Origin of the sequence: Adhaeribacter terrigena (assembly GCF_016623615.1) — a bacterium.
GTDB lineage: Bacteria > Bacteroidota > Bacteroidia > Cytophagales > Hymenobacteraceae > Adhaeribacter_A > Adhaeribacter_A terrigena.
In genome coordinates, this window is record NZ_JAEHFX010000001.1 from 438,859 (window position 1) to 453,896 (window position 15,038).

The window sequence follows — 15,038 nt, forward strand, 5'->3', positions numbered from 1 at the left end:
GTATAAAAACCTGGATGTAAAAGCGTGTTTCAAAGGCCGGTATGAAAACCACGAGGCCAGATAACCGGTATACCTTTTATCGCTTTTACATTTGCTATGTACCAAAAGAGCCTCTTCATTTTTCTTTTAAGTATCGTGCTTCCCCAGGTAGTTGCTGCGCAGGAATTTCGGAAAATGGAAATAAAACCGCATCAGAAGCTATGGGAGGAAGGATCCGTAGTTACAGGCGATTTTAAGGGTGAACCTTTACTTAATGCTGCTGCCAACTCCGACCTTTCTTACCAGATCGGCTATTTTCCTGAAAAAATAAAAAGACCTGACTCCACAATTTTCCGGTATTCGGCTTTTAGTTTCATGGACCGGAACAAATCATGGCTTAACCCCAAAGCGAACCCGGAACAGCTCTTAAAATATAATCAGGTAATCCTGAACCTGGTGGAGGTTTACGAACGAAAATTGCAGCGTGAACTAAACCTGCTCACAGATCAGGCAGAGGCAGATGCGGTTACGAGCCAGCTTTTTAATCAGTTAAATCAGGAAACCAAACGCCTGGCCAGCGAAACCAGGAACGGGGAGGATGGCGCGATGGTAGCGCAATACCTGGCCGGTACAGAAAAACAGCTTGCCGAGGATCCCGCGTCATTGTTGCCGAACTTTTCTGACCGGAATTTTAGTTACGGGGTTCATGCCGGTTTTGGCTATTCCGGTCTGACCGGTAATATGAACCGGTATTTTCAAAACCCCATTAATCTGGTTTTTGGCCTTGATGCTGGTTATAAAAAGCTGGTGCTGCACCTGAATGCTACCCAAGGTTTCTCGGAAGTGAAAAATAATTTTACGGAAGCCCGCATCTGGCCCGCCGATATTCGGGTGAGCGTAAACCTGATAGAAGCGTCGGCAGGTTTCCGGTTGCTGCATACCGCCAGACTGAACCTGATCCCTTTTGCCGGCTGGGCTTTTGCCGATTTTTCCGGCAGCGATAAAAATGATGTGTACCGTTATCACGAATTACAGGAGCACACCTTCAGCGCCGGCATTTGCCTGGATTATAAACTCAGGCACCGCTTAAACTTCATTCCCGGCTACTTTGGCAAACCCGAAGGTTCTGAAACCCGCATTCGCACCCGCCTGAGTTTTATCCCGGTGCAATATAATGACCAGCAGAAAGGAGGCATCGTGAGTTTGTCTGCTTCGCTGAATTTTGGAGGCCGCATGCTGAAGGTTCGCTAAAATTCTATCGCAGTCACTAAAATCAATTTTTACCGGTATTTTCCGGGTTACGCTTGCCGGGCACGCTGGTTTTCATTCAGGTCTTAATACACAGGCACTTTTTCTGGCCAAAACCCTAGCGTTTTTCTCACGTTACTCCCGCATTTCAGGATTTTCTGAAAATAAATTCTATTATCTCCAAATTACCCGTATTTTTGACGCTTGCTATGTGTGGAATATCTGGAATATACGCTTTTAACGACGCCGGCCGGCATTTTATCGGCAACCTGAAGGCCTCGACCGATGCCATTGAAAAACGCGGACCTGATTCGCAGGGCCATTTTGTGAGCTCCTGCGTAGGCCTGGGCCACCGCCGTTTGTCTATTATCGATACTACCGAAGGCGGCGCGCAGCCCATGCACGACGAAACCGGCCGCTACACCATCGTTTTCAATGGCGAAATTTTTAATTACCGCGAACTGAAAGCAAAACTGGCAGCCAAAGGCCATACCTTTCAAAGCCAATCCGATACCGAGGTGTTGCTCAAAATGTACATCACCGAAGGCAAAAGTTTCCTCAAAAAACTGAATGGCTTTTTTGCTTTCGCCATTTACGATAAACAGGACGATAGCCTTTTTGTGGCCCGCGACCGCATGGGTATAAAGCCGCTCTTGGTTTACAAAGACGCAGATAAATTCATTTTCGCTTCGGAAATGAAAGCCATGATGGCCTTTAATATTCCGAAAAAGCTCGACCTGACTTCGCTTTATAATTATCTGCAGCTGAACTATATTCCTGGTCCGGCCTCTATTTTTAAAGGCGTTAAAAAATTGCGTCCGGGTTATTACCTGCATATTCGCAACGGGAAAGTGATGACCAAAGCCTGGTACAAGATTCCCTACGATAAAAAGAAAACCAAAAACAACCCGCTCAACTACGATCAGCAGCAAAAAGAACTGGTGCGCCTCATGGACCAGTCAGTAGAACGCCGGATGATAGCTGATGTGCCTTTGGGCGCTTTTTTGAGCGGAGGCATCGACAGTTCAGTGATTGTGGCGCTGGCGTCCAAATATACCAACAAGCTCAACACGTTCTCGATCGGGTATAAAGACGAGCCATTTTTCGACGAAACAAAGTACGCTAATTTAGTTGCCGAGAAATATAAAACGAACCACACCGTTTTCTCGCTTACCAACAACGATCTTTACGACCACATTTTCGATGTGCTGGAATACACCGACGAACCTTTCGCCGATTCTTCCGCGCTGGCCGTTTATATCTTAAGCAAACGCACCCGCGAAAAAGTAACAGTAGCCCTTAGCGGCGACGGCGCCGACGAACTTTTTGCCGGCTACAACAAGCACATGGGCGATTACCGGGTGCGCCATGCCGGCTGGAAAGAAGAGGCTGTGTTAGCTTTATCACCACTTTGGGACGTTTTACCAAAATCCCGAAACTCTGCTATGGGAAATCGCGTACGGCAGTTTCAGCGTTTCTCTAAAGGCATGATGCTTTCGAATAAGGAACGTTACTGGCAGCTGGCCACTTTCACCAACGAAAAAGACGCGCGCAAACTCTTCAAAAAGCAAATAGCCCGGGTAATAGGCAAGAAACTTTTCCAGAAACGCAAAAAGAAGATTCTCGAGAACATTCACCAGGACGGCGATATTAACGAGGTGCTGTACACCGACATGCAACTGGTACTTCAGAACGATATGCTTACCAAAGTAGATCTGATGAGCATGGCCAACAGCCTGGAAGTGCGTACTCCGTTCCTCGATTACAAAGTGGTGAATTTTGCTTTTTCCCTGCCGGAATCTTCCAAAATAGATGGCGGCATGAAGAAAAAGATCGTTCAGGATGCATTCCGTCACTTATTACCCGAAGAACTTTACAAGCGCCCGAAACACGGTTTTGAAGTACCTTTGCTGAAGTGGTTTCGTAATGAACTAAAGCCATTGATCACCGATGATCTGCTTTCTGATCAGTTCATTGAAGCCCAGGGTTTGTTTGAAGTAGAGGAGATCCGGAAACTGAAAACCAAGCTGTTTTCCAGCAACCCCGAAGACATTCACGCCAGGATCTGGGGCTTAATTGTGTTTCAATACTGGTGGAAGAAGTGGATGGCCTGATTTTTTTAGTTAAAAAAGATACCGTTTTGAATTTTCGTTTTAGCTTCGTTTAAAACATTTGAAGTAGAAAATTATGAAGATAGCAGTTGTAGGCACCGGTTATGTTGGTCTAGTTACCGGCACATGTTTAGCCGAAGTAGGTATGGAAGTTACCTGCATTGATATTGATCAGAAAAAAATAGATAGCCTGAAGCAGGGCATTCTGCCGATTTACGAACCCGGCCTGGAAGAAATGGTACTCCGCAACACTGAAAAAGGGCGTTTGCAATTCTCTACCAATCTGGCCGAAAGCATTCAGGGCGCCGATGTGGCCTTTATTGCCGTAGGTACGCCTCCCGGCGAAGATGGCAGCGCTGACCTGAAATACGTGTTAGGGGTGGCCCGTGAAATTGGCCGCAACATGAACAACTACATGGTAGTGGTTACCAAAAGTACCGTGCCGGTTGGAACAGCTAATAAAGTGCGCGCCGCGCTGGAAGACGAACTTAGTGCTCGCGGAAAAAATTTCGATTTTGATGTAGCTTCTAACCCGGAATTCCTGAAAGAAGGTGCCGCTATTGAAGACTTCCTGAAACCGGACCGCATTGTAATTGGCGTGGAATCGGAAAAAGCGGAAGGTATCATGTCTAAAGTTTACAAGCCATTCCTGCTTAACGGCCACCCGATCATTTTCATGGATATTCCTTCCGCTGAAATGACCAAATACGCGGCTAACTCCATGCTCGCTACCAAGATCAGCTTTATGAACGACATTGCCAACCTCTGCGAAATTATGGGCGCCGATGTAAACATGGTGCGTAAAGGCATTGGCTCCGACGCCCGTATCGGCAATAAATTCATTTACCCAGGCATTGGCTATGGGGGCTCTTGCTTCCCGAAAGATGTGAAAGCCCTCATCAAAACAGCAGCCGATCACGGTTACAAAATGCAGATACTGGAATCAGTTGAATCGGTAAATGAGAATCAGAAATCGGTGCTTTTCAATAAGATCCAAAAGCATTTTAACGGCGACCTGAAAGGAAAAACATTTGCGGTCTGGGGTTTGTCTTTCAAACCAAAAACCGACGATATGCGCGAAGCGCCTTCCTTGGTAATTATTGAAAAACTGCTTGCTGCCGGTTGCCAGGTAAAAGCCTACGATCCGGTAGCCATGAAAGAAGCCCAACACATCATCGGCAATAAAATTGAATACGCCAACGATCAGAATGAAGCTCTGGTAGACGCCGATGCACTTTTGATCGTAACGGAGTGGCCGGAGTTCAGATCGCCTAATTTTAAAGTTGTAGGTAAACTGATGCGCGATAAAGTTATTTTTGATGGTCGTAATATTTACGATACCAAAGAAATGCACGACGCCGGCTTTACTTATTACGGCATAGGCGTAAAGCCTTATTACCATTCTACAGTAGAAATTGCATAAATAATAATGGGTAGAAAACGCATTTTAATTACCGGCGGCGCCGGCTTTTTAGGCTCACATTTATGTGACCGGTTTTTGAAAGAAGGGTACCACGTTATTGCCATGGATAACCTCATTACGGGAAGCCTGGCCAATATCGAACATCTTTTTAAGGAGCAACATTTTGAGTTTTACCACCATGATGTTTCCAAATTCGTATTCGTGCCGGGTAAGCTGGATTATATCCTGCATTTTGCTTCACCCGCTTCACCGATCGATTACCTGAAGATCCCGATCCAGACGCTGAAAGTAGGATCGCTGGGTACGCATAATTTGCTGGGCTTAGCCCGTGTAAAACATGCCCGCATGCTCATTGCTTCTACTTCCGAAGTATACGGCGATCCGGAAATTCACCCGCAGGTAGAAGAATATTGGGGGCACGTAAACCCGGTTGGCCCACGCGGTTGCTACGACGAAGCCAAGCGTTTCCAGGAAGCGATCACGATGGCTTACCACATGCACCACGGTCTGGAAACCCGCATTATTCGCATCTTCAACACGTATGGCCCGCGTATGCGCTTGGATGATGGCCGCGTTTTACCAGCTTTTTTAAGTCAGGCATTACGGGGCGAGCCCCTTTCCATTTTTGGTGATGGCTCGCAAACCCGTTCTTTCTGCTACGTAGACGATCTGGTGGAAGGAATCTATCGCTTACTGCTCAGCGATTACCACTTGCCGGTTAACATTGGCAACCCTTCGGAAATCACGATCAAGGAGTTTGCCGAAGAGATTAGTAAACTGGCGGGCGTAGAGCTGAACTTAACATACCAGCCGTTGCCTGAAAACGATCCGCAGCGTCGCAGGCCGGATATTACCAAAGCGAAAGAAATTCTGGGCTGGGAACCTAAAGTGGACCGGGCAGAAGGCTTGAGAAGAACTTACGAGTTTTTTAAGGATAAAGTGTAAGGTGTAGGTTCCTCATTATTAATTATACCGTTTCTCAGAGATCTAATGCGATTCTCTTTGTAGGAACGGTATTTTTTTAGAAAGCATAATCGAAGGATAAGGGTGGAGAAAGTTCACAGATAAGGGAAATCGAACTTTAAAAAATAGAAGCAAATAATTTTTGAAGCTTAACTCTTAATAATAGTAATCTTTCAAATTATCTTATATTTGTAAATTACTCTTAATTTAAGATGTTCGATCAGGTATAGTAAAGAAAATACGTCTTGATTTAATTAGTTAATCCTGAAAAGTAAAAGGTTATCAGCAAAACTTACGTTCAAAAAATGATTCACTCTGTTCAAGTAGAACCGATCCAGATGGTGGATCTCAAAAACCAGTATCTACGGATAAAAAATGAAGTAGACGCAGCTATTGCTCAGACTTTAAATACTACCACATTTATTAATGGGCCTCAAGTTACAGAATTTGCTCATAATTTAGGGCTTTTTCTGCGGGTTAAACACGTAATTCCGTGTGCTAACGGTACGGATGCGCTTCAGATAGCTATGATGGCTTTAGGACTGGAACCCGGTGATGAGGTAATAGTTCCTACATTTACCTATGTCGCGACCGCCGAAGTAATAGCTCTATTAGGGTTTGTTCCGGTTATGGTAGAATCAGATCCCGAAACCTTTAATGTTAGGGCTGAAGATATTATAAACGCTATTACTGCTAAAACCAAAGCTATTGTACCTGTACACCTTTTTGGGCAATGTGTTGATATGGAACCATTGCTTAAACTGGCAGAAGACCACAATTTATATGTAATTGAAGACACAGCTCAAGCCCTTGGCGCAGAATACACTTTTTCAGATAGTACCATAAAGCGGGCCGGTACAATGGGTACAATTGGTTGTACTTCTTTCTTTCCTTCTAAAAACTTAGGTTGCTATGGCGATGGGGGAGCTTTATATACTGATAACGATGACCTTGCCGAAAAAGTAAGAATGATAGCCAACCATGGCCAGGCTAAAAAATACCATCACAAAATGGTGGGCATAAATTCTAGATTAGATACGTTACAGGCCGGAATTCTGAATGTGAAATTAAAGTATCTTGATGAGTATGCTGCGAACCGCAATGCCGCTGCCGATTATTATGACAAAGCATTTTCTGGAGTTTCTGGTTTACAAACGCCCCGGCGTCAAAATAATTCAACTCATGTATTTCACCAGTACACTCTAATTGTTAATAATGGAAAGCGAGATGAATTAAAAGCGTATCTGGAAACCAGGGGGATCCCTTCCATGGTATATTACCCTTTGCCTTTATACGCCCAAGAAGCATTTAAGAACGATAAATATAAGGCAGAGAACTTTCCAACGGCAGAATACCTTTGTTCATCTGTTCTCTCCTTACCAATTCATACTGAAATGACCGAAGAGCAGCTTAACCAGATTGCTGCAGCAGTTTTAGCATTTTTTAATTCCCAAAGATAATGGCTGAAAACGAATTTTTTGCGCACACCACCGCTGTAGTAGATGAAGGATGCACCATTGGTAAAGGCACTAAGATATGGCACTTTAGCCATATTATGTCTGGTTGTATCCTAGGAACCAGTTGCAACATTGGTCAGAACGTAGTGATTTCTCCCGGAGTTGTTCTGGGTAATAATGTAAAGGTGCAAAATAACGTTTCAATTTATGAAGGTGTTACCTGCGACGATGATGTGTTCCTGGGGCCTTCCATGGTTTTTACCAACGTAATTAACCCCCGAAGTGCGGTTAACCGCCGGGGACAATATTCTAAAACTCATGTAGGTAAAGGTGCGTCTATCGGGGCCAACGCTACTATTGTTTGTGGCCACGATATTGGTGAATTTGCATTTATCGGTGCCGGAGCTGTAGTAACCAAAACTGTTCCGGCCTTTGCCCTTTTAGTAGGGAATCCTGCCCGGCAATTGGGTTGGATGAGTGAATTCGGGCATCGCCTTAATTTTGATGCCGATAACAAAGCAGTTTGCCTGGAAAGCGGACAGGAGTATCAATTAGAAGCGGGTAAGGTAACCAGAACTAAATAATTCAAATAACAATTCAGGATTTTACAAGAAGGGTTCCCTTTTTATAAATCCTTATGTCTGAACACGGTGGAAAATAACCAAAAAATAAAATATGCGGTAATTGGATGCGGCCACATTGGGAAGCGTCATGCCGAAATGATTGTTCGTAACCCTGAATCAGAGTTAGTAGCCCTAGTAGACGTGAAAGATCGTTCCCAATTAGGCTTGGAGAACTTCGAGGTCCCTTTTTTTAATGATATCGATACCATGCTTGCTTCCGGCCTGGAAATAGATGTGGTAAATATCTGCTCACCGAATGGCTTTCACTCAGAACATGCTTTAAAATCGTTAGCTGCTAAAAAGCATATTGTGGTAGAAAAGCCAATGGCTCTTACTAAAAATGATGCTGAAAAGGTAATCTTTAAAGCGCTGAACATGCACCGGCATTTATTTGCCGTAATGCAGAACCGGTATTCACCGCCATCTGTGTGGATTAAGGAAATGATAGAATCCGGGAAATTAGGGAATATTTATATGATGCAGCTAAATTGTTATTGGAACCGCGACGATCGTTATTATAAACCGGATAGCTGGCATGGTAAGAAGGATCTTGATGGTGGGACTTTATTTACCCAGTTTTCTCATTTTATCGATATCATGTACTGGCTTTTTGGTGATATTGATAATATTCAGGCTAAGTTCAACGACTTTAACCACGCCAATCTTACCGATTTTGAAGATTCAGGTTTTGTAAGTTTCGATTTTGTAGAAGGGGGCATGGGCTGCATTAACTATTCCACATCAGTATGGAACCAGAATTTGGAAAGCAGCATGACCATTATTGCTGAAAAAGGCAGCGTAAAGATTGGTGGTCAGTATATGAACGAAGTAGAATACTGCCACATTAAAGATTATGAAATGCCTGAATTGGCCCCAACTAACCCTGGAAATGATTATGGCGCTTATAAAGGATCTGCTCAAAACCACCATTACGTTATCGAAAATGTGGTAGATGTTCTTAAAGGTAGAGCTCCAATTACTACCAATGCACTGGAAGGCTTGAAAGTAGTAGATATTATTGAGCGGATTTACAAAGAAAAAAAAGTCGACCAGAAGTAGGATATAATGGAATTAGCAAATAAAAAAGTATTAGTAACAGGTGCAGATGGTTTTATCGGCAGCCAGTTAGTAGAAAGACTTTTAGAAGAAGGATGTCAGGTAAAAGCATTTGTTTATTATAACTCATTTAATACCTGGGGATGGCTTGATACGCTTCCTAAAGAAAAACTTAACCAGATCGAGATATTTACCGGCGATATCCGCGATCCGAACGGGGTACGCGTGGCCTGTCAGAACGTAGATGTTATTTTTCACTTAGCAGCCCTGATTGCCATTCCATATAGCTATCATTCGCCAGATAGTTACGTTGACACGAATATTAAAGGGACCCTGAACATCCTTCAGGCTGCTAAAGACCTGAATATTGAAAAAGTGCTCGTTACTTCTACTTCCGAAGTGTATGGCACAGCCTTATATGTGCCAATTGATGAAAAACATCCGAAGCAAGGGCAGTCACCTTACTCCGCTACCAAAATCGGAGCAGATTATATTGCAGAATCGTTTTACCGCAGCTTTAACCTCCCGGTTACTATTGTAAGGCCGTTTAATACCTTTGGTCCTCGCCAATCAGCCCGGGCGGTAATCCCAACGATCATTTCGCAATTGGTTTCTGGTTACAACGAAATTAAACTCGGTGCCTTACACCCTACCCGCGATCTGCTTTTCGTTAAAGACACGGCCAATGGTTTTGTAGAAATTGCAAAGTCTGATAAAGTATTAGGCCAGGAGATAAACATAGCCACTAACTCCGAAATAACGGTAGGCGATCTGGCACAAAAACTCATTGACAAGATCAATCCGCAAGCGAAAATCGTGACTGACGATGTACGCATGCGCCCGGAGAAAAGCGAAGTGGAAAGACTGTTCGGCGACAATAAAAAAATTATTGAGCTTACCAACTGGAAACAACAGTATTCGTTAGATCAGGGGCTGGAGCAAACAATAGAATGGTTCAGTAACCCGGCAAACTTGGCTCGCTATAAGGCCGATATTTACAACCTGTAACTCTTTCCGGAAAGGAAAAAATTGCTATTATATAAACGTTCTGCCCCAAATATCTCAGGTTATATGCTAAATAATGCCAGTTACACCGTTCCAGAAACCAAAAATGCTAATTCTACCCAGGTTATGGAAGCAATTTATAAAGAGATTGTAGATTACATCAAAAATTTATACGGCAATAAGGATTTTATTCCGCTCCACGCCCCGGTTTTTCAGGGCAATGAGAAAAAATATGTAGTTGAAACGATCGATTCTACTTTTGTTTCTTCGGTAGGTGCTTTTGTAGATCGTTTTGAGGAAATGATCCGCGATTATACAGGGGCCAAATTTGCTATTGGCACTATGAATGGAACGGCAGCGCTGCACATGGCATTGCTGCTGGCCGGGGTTAAACAGAACGAACTGGTTATTACGCAGCCATTTTCATTTATTGCCACCTGCAATGCCATTTCTTACATAGGTGCCCAGCCGGTTTTTGTTGACATCGATGCCAAAACGCTAGGCTTATCGGCCGAAAAACTGGAAGCCTTTTTAGTAACGGAAATTGAAACAAAAAACGGTAGCTGTTTTTATAAAAAAACCGGGCAACGTATTGCGGCTTGCGTACCCATGCATACCTTTGGCCATCCTGCAGATATAGAAAAACTGGTTGAAATATGTAACCGTTACAACGTGCCTTTAGTAGAAGATGCTGCGGAATCTATTGGTAGCACCTATAAAGGCCGCCAAACCGGTACCTTTGGCTTACTAGGGACGTTTAGTTTTAATGGAAATAAGACAATTACCAGCGGCGGCGGTGGAGTAATAACTACCAACGATCCCAGTCTTGGGAAAATGGCAAAGCATTTAACCACCCAAGCCAAAGTTCCGCACCGTTGGGATTTCGTACATGACCATATCGGTTATAACTACCGTCTGCCGAATTTAAATGCTGCATTGGCTTGCGCCCAGATGGAACAATTAGATGCGTTTATTCAAAACAAGCGGGAAACTGCTGCTGTTTACGCAACTTTCTTTCGCGAAAAAGGAATAACCTTCGTGCAGGAACCGGAAGGCTCTCTCTCTAACTACTGGCTGAATGCTGTTTTATTAAAGAATCAGGCGGAACGCGATGCTTTCTTAACTTTTACCAACGACAACGGTGTAATGACGCGACCGGCCTGGCGCACCATGCATAAATTACCAATGTTTCAGAATTGCCACCGGGGCGACTTGTCAGTTGCCGAAAATATTGAGGCCCGGTTGGTGAATATTCCAAGTAGTGTAAGGTTTGAAAGCTAAGGAACCAATTCTACTGATTGGGGGCGGCGGGAATTGTAAATCGGTGATCGAAGCCATAGAATCGGAAGGAAAATATCAGGTAGCCGGTATTGTGGATGCACCTGACCGGGTTGGGAAACTCGTGCTCGGTTACCCCATAATCGGCAGCGACGAAGATCTTCCTGAGTTTTTAAAGCAAGTTCCCAATGCCCTGATTACAGTCGGCCAGTTGAAAAGTGCGGCAAGCCGGATCAGGATTTTTGATGCAATAAAGGCCGCTGGTGCACGGCTTCCGGTTATAGTAGCTTCCACTGCGAATGTTTCCAAGCATGCTTTAATCGGAGAAGGAACCGTAATTCTTCACGGTGCTCTGGTGAATGCCGACGCTGTGGTTGGAGTAAACAATATTATAAATACCGGGGCTATCATTGAGCACGATGCAGTAACCGGAAACCATTGTCATATTTCCACAGGTGCAGTTCTGAACGGCGATTGTGTTGTTGGGAACGAAGTGTTGATCGGTAGTAATGCCGTATTGAAGCAGGGAATTAAGATTGCTGACAAAGCCGTAGTCGGTGCGGGTTCGATAGTGTTGAAAGATGTAGATGCGGGTATGGTAGTAGTAGGTAACCCTGCTAAAATAAAGTAGAAAATGAATAGAACATTAATAATTGCTGAAGCTGGCGTAAACCATAACGGCAGCATCGAACTGGCAAAAAAGTTAATAGACGTTGCCGTTGAAGCCGGGGTGGATTATGTGAAATTCCAGACCTTTAAAGCGGAGAACCTAGTTAGCAAATCGGCCAAGAAAGCGGCTTACCAGGTTAAAAACATTAATGATAACGACGATTCGCAGTTTGCCATGCTCAAAAAGCTGGAGCTGGATATCGACACCCATAAACTGCTTATCGATTATTGCCAATCCAGAAATATTAAATTTCTTTCTACCGCTTTCGATCTCGACAGCATCGATCTGTTGAATGAATTGAATATTGATCTCTTTAAAGTTCCTTCCGGCGAAATAACCAATTACCCGTACCTGCAAAAGATCGGACGTTCGGGCAAATCGGTTATCGTTTCAACGGGTATGGCCAACCTGTCCGATATTGAGGCTTGCATCGAAGTACTAACCAACGCCGGTACAAACCGCGACCAGGTTACTATTCTGCATTGCAATACCGAATACCCTACTCCAATGAAAGATGTGAATCTTAAAGCTATGCTTACCATTGGCGAAGCCTTTAAGGTTCCAGTTGGATATTCTGACCATACACTCGGGATCGAAATTCCCGTTGCTGCCGTAGCAATGGGTGCTACTGTTATTGAAAAGCATTTTACCTTAGATAAGACCATGGAAGGCCCGGATCATAAAGCTTCGCTAGAGCCGGATGAACTTATAAAAATGGTGGCGGCCATCCGGAATATCGAAAACGCTATGGGAAATGGTATAAAAAGTCCTTCGGCTTCCGAAGCCAGGAATATAGAAATAGCCCGGAAAAGCATACATATAGCTAAAGACCTGCCAGCCGGCCACACATTGACAGAAGCCGACTTGCTTATGAAACGGCCTGGTTCCGGCATTTCCCCGATGAAAATCAATAGCATTTTAGGCAAGACAATTGCCGTATCTTTACGGGAAGATGATATTTTATCCTGGAGCCACCTGCAATGAATATAACTGTTTTAACAAGTTCGCGCGCAGATTACGGAATTTATTTACCGCTACTTAAAAAGCTTCAGGCCGATCCGTTCTTCAATCTGAAAATTTTCATTTTTGGTACTCACATGTCTGTTTTTCATGGGCTTACCAAAAACCAGATAAAAGAAGACGGCTTTGAAATTTCCCGCGAAATAGAGTCGCTGATTTTAGGTGATTCGGCAGAGGCTATTTCTTCTGCAATGGGGCTTACTATGCTCAAATTTGCTTCGGTCTGGGCGCAGGAGCAAAATGAAGTAGATCTGATTTTCTGCCTCGGCGACCGTTACGAAATGTTCGGAGCGGTCATGGCTTCTGTTCCATTCAATATTCCGGTAGCGCATATTCATGGAGGGGAAACTACCATTGGAGCTATCGATAATATTTTCCGACATGCTTTAACGCTTGCTTCAAAGCTGCACTTTGCCACTACACAACACCACGCAGGCCGGATAAAAGAGCTAACTGGTCAGGAGAATAATATTTACAATGTTGGCTCTTTAAGTTTAGATAATTTAAACAATATTGATTTTTATTCAATTGGCGAGTTTAAAACAAAGTTTGGGGTAGATATGTCCATTCCTACTATACTGGTGACTTACCATCCCGAAACAGTAGATCTTAGGAATAATTTAAACTCCCTGAACGAAGTGATTGCCGCATTAGACACACTTGATGAACAGATCCTAATTACAATGCCGAATGCCGATACCCAGGGAAATGAAGTAAGAACCGTATTGTTGCGATTTGCGGCTCGTAAAAAGAATGTGGTAACTGTTGAATCTTTAGGCACTAAAGGCTACTTTTCTGCGATGCATTACAGTAAATTTTTGCTAGGTAATAGTTCTAGCGGAATAATTGAAGCAGCTTCTTTCAGAAAATACGTAATTAACATCGGCGACAGGCAGAAAGGCCGGGAAGCAGGCAGAAATGTAATTCATTGCGCCGCCCAAAAAGATAATATTTTAAATGTAATCAGGCAAATAAATGAATTGCCTGATTACGACGGGTTCAATATTTATGGTAGAGGAAACGCTTCTGAGAAGATTGCCAGGATTCTGAAAGAAATTAATCTGCAGAATTAGGGTTTAGTGAGGCAGTTTTCTACCTTAATAAATATTGGCTTATCAATCAGGAATATTTATATATGAAGTCTTTAGATAGTAATATTATTAGTAATAATGCATCTGGCCGTGAAGCAATAATACAACTGGACCGGGCTAAAATAGGGAGCAAGGCTTTATTTATTGTAGATGAGAATGGTAAGTTACTTGGTACATTAACCGATGGCGATATAAGAAGAGGGCTAATTGCCGGGAAAGATATTGATGCTTCGGTGGAAAATTTTATTAACCGGAATTTCCGCTACCTCTATGAGAGCCAACTTACTCTTTCTGATTTGAATGCTTTAAGGGAAATTAAGATAGTCTTGGTTCCGGTACTTGACCAAAGTAAAAAATTAATAAAGATACTTGACCTGAACGATCGGAAAGCCATTTTACCGGTAGATGCTATTATCATGGCGGGCGGGAGGGGCGAAAGATTGAAGCCGCTTACCGATGCTGTTCCGAAACCAATGCTGAAAGTAGGCGATAAACCTATTATTGAACATAACCTCGACCGGTTGATCTATTTTGGCATAGAGAATATTACAATCAGCATTAAATATTTAGGAGAACAGTTAAAGGCCGCATTTGGTAACGGAGAAGAAAAAGGCATTCATATCCAGTACATTACCGAAGAGCAGCCTTTAGGCACAATAGGCGCCGTTAGCATGATTGATGGGTTTAAAAATGACCATGTACTAATCATGAATTCGGATCTGTTGACCAACATCGATTTCGAAGATTTTTTTCAGACATATCAGGAACAAAACGCAGATATTGCCATAGCTACGGTTCCTTATAAAGTAGATATTCCTTATGCCGTACTGGAAGTAGAAAATTCCCGGATCAAAGATTTCAAGGAAAAGCCAAGTTATACCTATTATTCTAATGCGGGTATTTACCTGATAAAAAGAGAGTTCCTTAGGCTGATTCCTAAAGGTGCGCATTATAATGCTACCGACTTGATGGAATTGTTACTGAAGAATGGCCATAACGTTGTTTCTTATCCAATTTTGGGCTATTGGCTTGATATTGGTAAGCATGAAGACTTCTTAAAAGCCCAGGTCGATATTAAGCATATTCAATTTTAAAGCCGTAGTAAAAACTTGAA

The 15,038-nt window shown here is 43.3% G+C and carries 13 protein-coding genes; all 13 read left to right on the forward strand.

Annotated features, from left to right (window positions below):
- The first annotated feature begins 96 nt into the window (after positions 1–96).
- Entirely contained in the window at positions 97–1,230 is a 1,134-nt protein-coding gene (locus I5M27_RS01785; protein ID WP_200504313.1) for a hypothetical protein, read from the forward strand.
- A gap of 206 nt (positions 1,231–1,436) precedes the next feature.
- Entirely contained in the window at positions 1,437–3,341 is a 1,905-nt protein-coding gene (gene asnB, locus I5M27_RS01790) for an asparagine synthase (glutamine-hydrolyzing) (RefSeq protein ID WP_200504314.1), read from the forward strand.
- A 73-nt stretch (positions 3,342–3,414) separates the two neighbouring features.
- Complete coding sequence (locus I5M27_RS01795) at positions 3,415–4,761, forward strand: UDP-glucose dehydrogenase family protein (RefSeq protein WP_200504315.1); 1,347 nt, start codon at positions 3,415–3,417, stop codon at positions 4,759–4,761.
- Between the two features lie 6 nt (positions 4,762–4,767).
- A complete protein-coding gene (locus tag I5M27_RS01800) occupies positions 4,768–5,706 on the forward strand; it encodes a UDP-glucuronic acid decarboxylase family protein (RefSeq protein ID WP_200504316.1) in 939 nt (312 codons plus the stop codon).
- Between the two features lie 323 nt (positions 5,707–6,029).
- Positions 6,030–7,184, forward strand: coding sequence for a DegT/DnrJ/EryC1/StrS family aminotransferase (locus I5M27_RS01805; protein WP_234462342.1), 1,155 nt, complete (start codon positions 6,030–6,032; stop codon positions 7,182–7,184).
- Positions 7,184–7,765 (forward strand): acyltransferase, encoded by a 582-nt coding sequence (locus I5M27_RS01810; protein ID WP_200504317.1) that lies wholly within the window; start codon positions 7,184–7,186, stop codon positions 7,763–7,765. The genes I5M27_RS01805 and I5M27_RS01810 overlap by 1 nt, the downstream gene beginning before the upstream one ends.
- 66 nt (positions 7,766–7,831) lie before the next feature.
- Positions 7,832–8,863, forward strand: coding sequence for a Gfo/Idh/MocA family protein (locus tag I5M27_RS01815; RefSeq protein WP_200504318.1), 1,032 nt, complete (start codon positions 7,832–7,834; stop codon positions 8,861–8,863).
- 6 nt (positions 8,864–8,869) lie between these two features.
- Positions 8,870–9,868: an NAD-dependent 4,6-dehydratase LegB gene (locus I5M27_RS01820; RefSeq protein WP_200504319.1), complete on the forward strand. Its 999-nt coding sequence runs from the start codon at positions 8,870–8,872 to the stop codon at positions 9,866–9,868.
- Between the two features lie 123 nt (positions 9,869–9,991).
- Complete coding sequence (locus tag I5M27_RS01825) at positions 9,992–11,146, forward strand: LegC family aminotransferase (RefSeq protein ID WP_234462343.1); 1,155 nt, start codon at positions 9,992–9,994, stop codon at positions 11,144–11,146.
- Entirely contained in the window at positions 11,136–11,774 is a 639-nt protein-coding gene (locus tag I5M27_RS01830; RefSeq protein WP_200504320.1) for an acetyltransferase, read from the forward strand. Before I5M27_RS01825 ends, I5M27_RS01830 begins: the two co-directional genes overlap by 11 nt.
- A gap of 3 nt (positions 11,775–11,777) precedes the next feature.
- Positions 11,778–12,797: an N-acetylneuraminate synthase gene (gene neuB / locus I5M27_RS01835; protein WP_200504321.1), complete on the forward strand. Its 1,020-nt coding sequence runs from the start codon at positions 11,778–11,780 to the stop codon at positions 12,795–12,797.
- Positions 12,794–13,906 (forward strand): UDP-N-acetylglucosamine 2-epimerase, encoded by a 1,113-nt coding sequence (gene neuC / locus I5M27_RS01840; protein WP_200504322.1) that lies wholly within the window; start codon positions 12,794–12,796, stop codon positions 13,904–13,906. Before neuB ends, neuC begins: the two co-directional genes overlap by 4 nt.
- A 62-nt stretch (positions 13,907–13,968) precedes the next feature.
- Positions 13,969–15,018 (forward strand): nucleotidyltransferase family protein, encoded by a 1,050-nt coding sequence (locus tag I5M27_RS01845; protein WP_200504323.1) that lies wholly within the window; start codon positions 13,969–13,971, stop codon positions 15,016–15,018.
- The last annotated feature ends 20 nt before the right edge of the window (positions 15,019–15,038 follow it).